Source organism: Kitasatospora sp. NPDC093558, from assembly GCF_040683475.1.
Taxonomy (GTDB): Bacteria; Actinomycetota; Actinomycetes; order Streptomycetales; family Streptomycetaceae; genus Kitasatospora.
Map to the genome: position 1 here is coordinate 1 of NZ_JBFBDY010000270.1, position 8,674 is coordinate 8,674.

Annotated in this window: 7 protein-coding genes, 1 tRNA gene, 1 other RNA gene and 1 pseudogene; 9 read left to right on the plus strand and 1 reads right to left on the minus strand. The window is 72.4% G+C overall.

The window, feature by feature from the left end:
- Positions 1 to 27: 27 nt before the first annotated feature.
- Positions 28 to 112: transfer RNA gene (locus AB0O00_RS22900), tRNA-Ser, on the minus strand.
- A gap of 110 nt (positions 113 to 222) precedes the next feature.
- Between AB0O00_RS22900 and ffs the strand changes: the two genes are divergently transcribed.
- The 9 genes and pseudogenes from ffs to AB0O00_RS22945 form a co-directional block, all read left to right on the plus strand.
- An RNA gene (gene ffs / locus AB0O00_RS22905) (signal recognition particle sRNA small type) lies at positions 223 to 313 on the plus strand.
- Positions 314 to 394: 81 nt separating this feature from the next.
- Positions 395 to 2,611, plus strand: a complete 2,217-nt coding sequence (locus AB0O00_RS22910) for a DNA polymerase III subunit gamma and tau (RefSeq protein WP_363654580.1) — start codon at positions 395 to 397, stop codon at positions 2,609 to 2,611.
- Between the two features lie 105 nt (positions 2,612 to 2,716).
- Complete coding sequence (locus AB0O00_RS22915) at positions 2,717 to 3,055, plus strand: YbaB/EbfC family nucleoid-associated protein (RefSeq protein ID WP_363654582.1); 339 nt, start codon at positions 2,717 to 2,719, stop codon at positions 3,053 to 3,055.
- A gap of 257 nt (positions 3,056 to 3,312) precedes the next feature.
- Complete coding sequence (recR, locus tag AB0O00_RS22920; RefSeq protein ID WP_363654584.1) at positions 3,313 to 3,912, plus strand: recombination mediator RecR; 600 nt, start codon at positions 3,313 to 3,315, stop codon at positions 3,910 to 3,912.
- Positions 3,905 to 4,654, plus strand: a complete 750-nt coding sequence (locus tag AB0O00_RS22925) for a DUF5063 domain-containing protein (protein WP_363654586.1) — start codon at positions 3,905 to 3,907, stop codon at positions 4,652 to 4,654. The genes recR and AB0O00_RS22925 overlap by 8 nt, the downstream gene beginning before the upstream one ends.
- Positions 4,655 to 4,996: 342 nt before the next feature.
- On the plus strand, positions 4,997 to 6,277 hold the full coding sequence (locus AB0O00_RS22930; protein ID WP_363654588.1) for an aspartate kinase: 1,281 nt from the start codon (positions 4,997 to 4,999) through the stop codon (positions 6,275 to 6,277).
- 28 nt (positions 6,278 to 6,305) lie between these two features.
- Positions 6,306 to 7,376: an aspartate-semialdehyde dehydrogenase gene (locus tag AB0O00_RS22935; protein WP_363654590.1), complete on the plus strand. Its 1,071-nt coding sequence runs from the start codon at positions 6,306 to 6,308 to the stop codon at positions 7,374 to 7,376.
- 366 nt (positions 7,377 to 7,742) lie between these two features.
- A complete protein-coding gene (locus AB0O00_RS22940) occupies positions 7,743 to 8,288 on the plus strand; it encodes a SigE family RNA polymerase sigma factor (RefSeq protein WP_363654592.1) in 546 nt (181 codons plus the stop codon).
- Positions 8,281 to 8,674: pseudogene (locus tag AB0O00_RS22945) on the plus strand (hypothetical protein); the annotation flags it as partial. The gene AB0O00_RS22940 and the pseudogene AB0O00_RS22945, both read left to right, overlap by 8 nt.

Consider the following 8,674-nt stretch of genomic DNA (forward strand, 5'->3'; position numbering starts at 1 on the left):
GCCTTCAACTGCCTTGCTAGGCAAAGGCGGAGGATACGAGATTCGAACTCGTGAGGGGTTGCCCCCAACACGCTTTCCAAGCGTGCGCCCTAGGCCTCTAGGCGAATCCTCCGTGGGAGAGCTTAGTACATGTTTTGGGGTGGTCGCGACCAGCTATCCCGAGGTGGGGACGTGGGGGTGGCCTGTGGATCGTCGGGGGCGGGATCCGGTACTGTTGGGGGCAGCCCCTCGTGTGGCGTTATCTCTCTGAACCCCCCCAGGGCCGGAAGGCAGCAAGGGTAGGAGGGCTCTGGCGGGTGCACGGGGGGTCTTTGCGTTCCCGGGGGCCGCAGCGGGGCTGCGGGTGGGACGAGGGGTGCCGCGTTTGTCGGTCCGTCCCGATATCGTCGGGGGTGTGTCCCTAGCCCTGTACCGCCGCTACCGCCCCGAGACCTTCGCGGAGGTCATCGGGCAGGAGCACGTGACCGCTCCGCTCCAGCAGGCCCTGCGCAACAACAGGGTCAACCACGCGTACCTGTTCAGCGGGCCGCGCGGCTGTGGGAAGACGACGAGCGCGCGCATCCTGGCCCGCTGTCTGAACTGTGAGCAGGGCCCGACGCCGACGCCGTGCGGCGAGTGCCAGTCCTGCCGCGACCTGGCCACCGGCGGGCCCGGTTCGATCGACGTGATCGAGATCGACGCGGCGTCGCACGGTGGTGTGGACGACGCGCGCGAGCTGCGCGAGCGGGCGTTCTTCGCGCCGGTGCACAGCCGGTACAAGATCTTCATCCTGGACGAGGCGCACATGGTGACCTCGGCCGGGTTCAACGCGCTGCTCAAGGTGGTGGAGGAGCCGCCGGAGCACCTCAAGTTCATCTTCGCGACCACCGAGCCGGAGAAGGTCATCGGGACGATCCGGTCCCGGACGCACCACTACCCGTTCCGGCTGGTCCCGCCCGGCACGCTGCGCGACTACCTGGCGGAGGTCTGCGGGCGGGAGGGCATCCAGGTCGAGGACTCGGTGTTCCCGCTCGTGGTCCGGGCCGGCGCCGGTTCCGTGCGCGACTCGATGTCGGTGATGGACCAGCTGCTGGCCGGCGCCGCCGAGGGCGGCGTGACGTACCAGATGGCGACCGCGCTGCTCGGGTACACGGACTCGGCGCTGCTGGACGAGGTCGTGGACGCCTTCGCCGCGCAGGACGGTGCGACGGTGTTCCAGGTCATCGACCGGGTGGTCGAGGGCGGGCACGACCCGCGCCGGTTCGTCACGGACCTGCTGGAGCGCCTGCGCGACCTCGTGATCCTCGCCACCGTGCCGGAGGCGGGCGAGAAGGGGCTGATCGACGCCCCGGCCGACCGCATCGCCGTGATGCAGGCCCAGGCCGACGGCTTCGGGGCGGCCGAGCTCAGCCGCGCCGCGGACCTCGTCAACACCGGGCTGACCGAGATGCGCGGGAACGCGGCCCCCCGGCTCCAGCTGGAGCTGATCTGCGCCCGCGTGATGCTGCCGGGCGCGTACAGCGACGAGCTGTCCTTGCAGGCGCGGCTGGACAAGCTGGAGCGACGTGCCGCGGCGGGTGGCTTCGCCGCGCCGATGGCGGCGCCCGGGATGGCTGCTCCTGGGATGACGGCACCCGGGATGGCCGCTCCTGCGATGGCCGCTCCTGTGAACGCGGCCCCTGAGATGGCTGCACCGGTGATGGCCCCGCCCGCCGTGGACGTCCCGGCCCCGGCTCCCGTCCAGGCAGCCCCCGCCGCCCCTCCGGCCCCCGCCGGGCCCGCGCCGGGTGCGTGGCCGATCCCGCGCAGCTTCCCGCCCGCGGGCGGAGCCCCCTCGGCCCCCGCCCCGGCCGCTCCCGTGGCGGCGCAGCCCGAGCCCCAGCCCCAGGCGGCCCCGCCCGCCCCGGCACCGGCCCCCGCGCCTGCCGCAGTCGCGCAGCCTCCGGCAGCCCAGCCATCCGGCGCCGCCCAGCAGGGTGCCGCGCAAGTCCGGCAGCTGTGGCCGCAGATCCTCGAGGCGGTGAAGAACCGCCGCCGCTTCACCTGGATTCTGCTCAGCCAGAACGGCCAGGTGGCCGGCTTCGACGGCAGTGTGCTCCAGGTGTCGTTCGTCAACGCGGGCGCCCGCGACAGCTTCGTCAGCAGCAACAGCGACGACGTCCTGCGCCAGGCGCTCGGCGACGCGCTCGGCGTGGACTGGCGGATCGAGTGCATCGTCGACCCCTCCGGTGGAGCCGGCGGGGGAGCCGGTGGCGGTACCGGTGGAGGCTTCGGCGGCGGAGCCCCCGCTGCGGGCGCGACCACGAGCGGCTGGGGCGCCCCGGCGCGTCCGGCCGCGGCCGCGCCCCCGGTGCAGCCCGCCGCCCCGGCGCCGGCACCCGTTCGGCCGCAGCCCCAGGCCCAGCAGCAGGCCCCGGCCCCGGTCGCCCCCGTCCAGGCGGCGTCCGTCCAGAGCCCGCCGCCCGCCGCCGCGCCCCCGGCGCCGTACGTGGCTCCGCACGTCGCTCCGGAGGACGACATCCCGGAGGAGGACGACCCGGACCTCAACGAGGAGGCCTTCTCCGGCCAGGACCTGATCATCCGCGAACTGGGTGCCACGGTCCTGGAGGAGATCCACCACCGCGGCAACTGAGCAGCACGTAGGCTCGGCGGTGACGATGCGGTCGGCGACGCCGTACGACCCGCGCACGATCCCGTGCACGAGCCCGTGGACGGGTGCGACAGCAAGGAGTGAGCCGTGTTCCCCGGTGGTGGCCAGCCCAACATGCAGCAGCTGCTGAAGCAGGCGCAGAAGATGCAGCAGGACCTCGCCAAGGCGCAGCAGGAGCTGGCCGAGGCGAAGGTGAACGGTACGGCCGGCGGCGGTCTGGTCGAGGCCACGGTGACGGGTGCGGGTGAGCTGGTGGCGCTGACCATCGCCCCGGCCGCCGTCGACCCGGAGGACACCGAGACCCTGGCCGACCTGGTCCTGGCGGCGGTCCGGGACGCGAACCAGGCCGCGCAGAAGATGCAGGCCGAGCGCATGGGCCCGCTGACCCAGGGCCTGGGCGGCGGCATGCCCGGTCTGCCGTTCTAGTCGGTACCGGAGGTACCGGAACGGATCCCGGACCGGCCGGTCACTGCTGGAATCCGGCCGGTAGGTCCATGTGATTTATGTGGGAGTCGGGCGTCGGGCGGTGTGTCCGGCGCCCGATTCGTTGGATGATGGCACCGGAGCACCACCGACCGGGGCGCCACTCACCGCGCACCACCGGCCGGAGCACCACCGACCGCACTACCGGCCGGAGCACCGCCGGCCGGAGCACCACCGACCATCCGAGGGAAGGCGCGACGTTGTACGAGGGCGTGGTTCAGGACCTGATCGACGAACTGGGCAGGCTGCCCGGCGTCGGGCCCAAGAGCGCGCAGCGGATCGCCTTCCACGTCCTGCAGGCCGACCCGGTGGACGTCCGCCGCCTCGCGCACGCGCTGCTGGAGGTCAAGGACAAGGTCCGCTTCTGCGTGGTCTGCGGCAACGTCGCGGAGGCCGAGCAGTGCCGGGTCTGTCTGGACCCGCGCCGCGACCTGGCCGTCATCTGCGTGGTGGAGGAGTCCAAGGACGTCGTCGCCATCGAGCGCACCCGCGAGTTCCGCGGCCGCTACCACGTGCTGGGCGGCGCGATCAGCCCCATCGAGGGCGTCGGCCCGGACGACCTGCGGATCCGCGAGCTGCTGTCGCGCCTCGCGGACGGCACGGTCACCGAGCTGATCCTGGCCACCGACCCCAACCTGGAGGGGGAGGCGACCGCCACCTATCTGGCCCGGCTGTGCAAGCCGATGGGCCTGAAGGTGACCCGTCTGGCGAGCGGTCTGCCCGTCGGCGGGGATCTGGAGTACGCGGACGAGGTCACCCTCGGCCGCGCCTTCGAAGGGAGACGACTGCTCGATGTCTGACCGGACGATCAACCAGCAGCCCCACGCCCCCCACCAGCCGTCCCACGGCGAGGCGCACGGACAGGCGCACGGACAGCCGCAGGGGGACCCGCAGAGCCGCACCCCGCACACCCACGCGCACGGTTCGGAGCCGGACGACTTCGCCGTGCAGATCGCGGACTCGGTGGAGAGCTTCGTGCTCGCCGTCACCGAGGTCGCCAAGGGCGACGAGCCGGGCAGCGCCGTCTCCCTGCTCCTCCTGGAGGTCTCGCAGCTGCTGCTGGCCGGCGGCCGGCTCGGCGCGATCGAGGACGTCGTCCCGGACGACCGCTTCGAGCCCGACACGGGGCCGGAGCCGGACGGCGAGCAGCTGCGCGAGCGGCTGGCCGCGCTGCTCGCGCCGATCGACGTCTACCACGAGGTCTTCGACCCGTACGGTCCGCCGGAGAAGCCGAACGCGTTCCGGATCTCGGACGACCTGGCCGGCGTGGTCGGCGAGCTCCAGCACGGGCTGACGCACTACCGCGAGGGCCGGGTCAGCGAGGCGCTGTGGTGGTGGCAGTTCTCGTACCTCTCCAACTGGGGCACGACCTGCTCGGCGGTGCTGCGGGCGCTGCAGTCGCTGATCGCCCACGTCCGGCTGGACAGTCCGATCGGCGCGGTGCCGGACGGCGCCGACACGGACGACGACGGGCTCACCGACGAGCAGTTGGAGCAGCAGGCCGGGGACCTGATGGCGGCCGAGCTGGGGCTCGGGCACTAGGAGCGCGGATCCGGGAGGGGGCCGGGGCTGCCCGGCCCGCCCACCGGACCCGCCCGGCCCGCCGGATTGTGACGAAGGCCTCACCGCCCGGCCCCGGAAAGAAATCCGGCCGTGCCGTCGTCCGTTCGTCCGCCGATTCTTCGGGGCCGCGCCGGATACCCCGAAGACCTGCCGGTGCCCCGTCCGCACCACCGCCCACGTGCTGAAACGCCCGTCTCATCATATGGATGGCGCCGGTCGCGGCACCCCTGCTCGGTAGACTGGCGCGGACCGCAGATCCCCCTTCCCCGGGGGTGCGGGGGCCCATCCGCCCCCGGAAACGACACAAGTCGAGGAGCGCACGTGGGCCTTGTCGTGCAGAAGTACGGCGGCTCATCCGTTGCGGATGCCGAGGGCATCAAGCGCGTGGCCCGTCGAATCGTTGACGCCAAGAAGGCCGGCCATGAGGTCGTCGTCGTGGTGTCCGCGATGGGCGACACGACGGACGAGCTCATCGAACTCGCGGAGCAGGTGTCACCTCTCCCCGCCGGCCGCGAGTTCGACATGCTGCTGACCGCTGGAGAGCGCATCTCCATGGCCCTGCTGGCCATGGCGATCAAATCCCTGGGGCACGAGGCCCAGTCCTTCACGGGCAGCCAGGCCGGTGTCATCACGGACTCCGTCCACAACAAGGCGCGCATCATCGACGTGACGCCGGGCCGCATCCGCACCGCCCTAGACGAGGGCAACATCGCGATCGTGGCCGGCTTCCAGGGCGTCTCGCAGTCCAGCAAGGACATCACCACGCTGGGCCGGGGCGGTTCGGACACCACCGCGGTCGCGCTCGCCGCCGCGCTCAAGGCCGAGGTCTGCGAGATCTACACCGACGTGGACGGCGTGTTCACCGCCGACCCGCGCGTCGTGAAGAAGGCCCGCAAGATCGACTGGATCGCGTACGAGGACATGCTGGAGCTGGCCTCGTCCGGCTCCAAGGTGCTGCTCGACCGCTGCGTGGAGTACGCCCGGCGCTACAACATCCCGATTCACGTACGCTCGTCCTTCTCGGGTCTCCCCGGGACGATCGTCAGCAACGACAACCCGAACAAGCCCGAAGGGGGCGAGATGGAGCAGGCCATCATCTCCGGAGTCGCCCACGACACTTCCGAGGCCAAGGTCACGGTCGTCGGCGTGCCCGACAAGCCGGGCGAGGCCGCGCGCATCTTCCGCGCCATCGCCGACGCCGAGGTCAACATCGACATGGTGGTGCAGAACGTCTCCGCCGCGTCGACCGGGCTGACCGACATCTCCTTCACCCTCCCCAAGACCGAGGGCCAGAAGGCCATCGACGCGCTCGGCCGGGTCAAGGAGGGCATCGGCTTCGAGTCGCTGCGCTACGACGACGCGATCGGCAAGATCTCCCTGGTCGGCGCCGGCATGCGCTCCAACCCGGGCGTCACCGCGACCTTCTTCGAGGCGCTGTCCGCCGCCGGCGTCAACATCGAGCTGATCTCCACCTCGGAGATCCGCATCTCGGTCGTGACCCGCGCCGACGACGTGCCGGAGGCCGTCCGCGCCGTGCACAGCGCCTTCGGGCTGGACAGCGACACCGACGAGGCCGTCGTCTACGGAGGCACCGGGCGATGACCCGGGAGCCGAGCGGGAGCACCGGGCGATGACCCGGCGGCCGAACCTCGCCGTCGTCGGCGCCACCGGCGCGGTCGGCGAGGTGCTGCTCGGCCTGCTCTCGCTCCGTCAGGACGTCTGGGGCGAGGTCCGACTCGTCGCCTCCCCGCGCTCGGCCGGCCGCACGCCGGTCGTGCGCGGGGAGTCCGTCGAGGTCCTCGCGCTGACGGAGGAGGCCTTCGACGGGATCGACGTGGCGGTGTTCGCCGTGCCCGACGAGATCTCCGCCCGCTGGGCGCCGATCGCCGCCGCCAAGGGCGTCGTCGTGGTCGACGACTCCGCCGCGTTCCGCATCGCCGACGACGTCCCGCTGGTCGTCCCCGAGGTGAACGCCGCCGCGCTGCGGATCCGTCCGCGCGGCATCGTCTCCAGCCCTGCCAGCACCACCCTCGCGATGATCGCCGCCATCGGGGCGCTGCACGCCGAGTACGGGCTCGCCGAACTCGTCGTCGCCTCCTACCAGGCGGCCTCCGGCGAGGGCCGGTACGGCGAGGCCGCCCTGCGCGAGCAGACCGCGCTCGTCGGCGGCCTCGACGCCGGCCGGCAGGAGATCGGCCGGCAGACCGGCGACCTGCGCGCGGTGATCGCCGACCACGGGCCGTTCGCCGCCCCGCTCGCGCTCAACGCGGTGCCCTGGACGGGCACGCTGACGGACGGCGGCTGGTCCTCCGAGGAGGTCGGGATCCGCGACGAGTCGCGCAAGATCCTCAACCTGCCCGCCCTGCGGGTCTCCGCGACCTGCGTCCGCATCCCGGTCGTCCGCACCCACGCGCTCGCCGTCCACGCGCTGTTCGAGCGCGAGGTGACGCAGGAGCACGCGCAGGAGATCCTCAGGGGGGCGCCCGGCGTCGTCCTCTACGACGACCCTGCGGCAGGGGAGTTCCCGACCCCGAACGACGTCGTCGGGACGGACCCGGTGTGGGTCGGACGGGTGCGCCGCGCGCTCGACCAGCCCGCCGCGCTCGACCTCTTCCTGTGCGGCGACAACCTGCGCAAGGGGGCGGCGCTCAACCTGCTCCAGATCGCCGAACTCGTCGCGGGCGAACTGCGGCCGGCTTAGCCGTTCGGGGCGGGCGGCCTGATGACCGGTCCGGGTGGCCTGATGGCCGGTCCGGGCTCCGAGGACGGCTCCGGCTGTCCTGACGGTCGGTCGGGGACCGTTCCGTGTGCCCGATGTGAGGCGGGACCGTCCGATATGGGCTCGTCCTCCCCACAATCTGTCCGGAAACCCTCTCGAATTCCCTGGAGGCCACTTCGACGGATGCGGAAGAATGTCCCCTGGGCTGGGCAACCATGACAGGGGATCGAGTGTCCAACGGGCGTGGCGAACGTGATGGTGGGGGCAGGGGCGGGCATCTCGGCGAGTGCCGTGGTGACGTTCCCTCCGCGCGCCCATTGGCCTGCGAGTAGGCCGGAAGAAAGCCAGATGACCGCGGTCGCACCCGGTGCGGCGGACTCCGGCGCCGGTACCGACGCCGGCACCAGCGAGGACCTGCTCACCGAGACCTACCAGGCCCACTACCGCTCCCTGCTGCGGCTCGCCGCGCTGCTCCTCGACGACCTCTCGACCTGTGAGGACGTCGTCCAGGAGGCCTTCATCCGGGTGCACGCCGCCCGGCGCCGGGTGCGCGAACCCGAGAAGACCCTCGCCTACCTGCGGCAGACGGTCGTCAACCTGTCCCGCTCCACGCTGCGGCGGCGGATCCTCGGGCTGCGGCTGCTGCCGAAACCGATGCCTGACATGGCCAGTGCAGAAGAAGGCGCCTACGATGCGCTGGAGCGTGACCAGTTGAAAGCCGCGCTCCGTGGTCTGCAACGCCGTCAGCGGGAGGTTCTGGTGCTGCGTTACTTCGTGGACATGACGGAGGCGCAGGTCGCCGAGACCCTGGGCATCTCGCTCGGATCGGTGAAGGCGTACGGCTCGCGCGGACTCGCCGCCCTGCGCACGCAGATGGAGGCCGGCCATGGGTGACGGCGCGGGCAAGGCGGACGGCGTGTACGAGCGGGAGCCGCGCGGTGCGGGGGAGCCCGGTGTACCGGCCTCCGGCCCGGGCCTCACCCCGGACCCCACTCCCGAGCGCGCGTCGGACCTCGCCCCGGACATCACGACCAACCTCACGACCAACCTCACGACCGACCTCACGTCGGACCTCACGTCGGACCTCACCACCGACGAGCTCGCCGTCCGCGACCTGATGCACCGGGCGGTCGCCGGCATCCAGCCCGCCCCCGGCAGCCTGCCCCGCATCCGCACCGCCGTACCCCGGCGCCGGGCCGCCCGCCGCGGCGCGCTGACCGGGGCCGTCGCGCTGGCCGCCGCCGTCGCCATCGGGCTGCCCGCCCTGCACAGCGCCGACC

What these genes read in the sequence shown, in the direction of transcription:
- AB0O00_RS22925 (WP_363654586.1), top strand. Translation starts at nt 3,905, where the DNA reads ATGTCTGACCGGACGATCAACCAGCAGCCCCACGCCCCCCACCAGCCG.
- AB0O00_RS22935 (WP_363654590.1), top strand. Translation starts at nt 6,306, where the DNA reads ATGACCCGGCGGCCGAACCTCGCCGTCGTCGGCGCCACCGGCGCGGTC.
- AB0O00_RS22940 (WP_363654592.1), top strand. Translation starts at nt 7,743, where the DNA reads ATGACCGCGGTCGCACCCGGTGCGGCGGACTCCGGCGCCGGTACCGAC.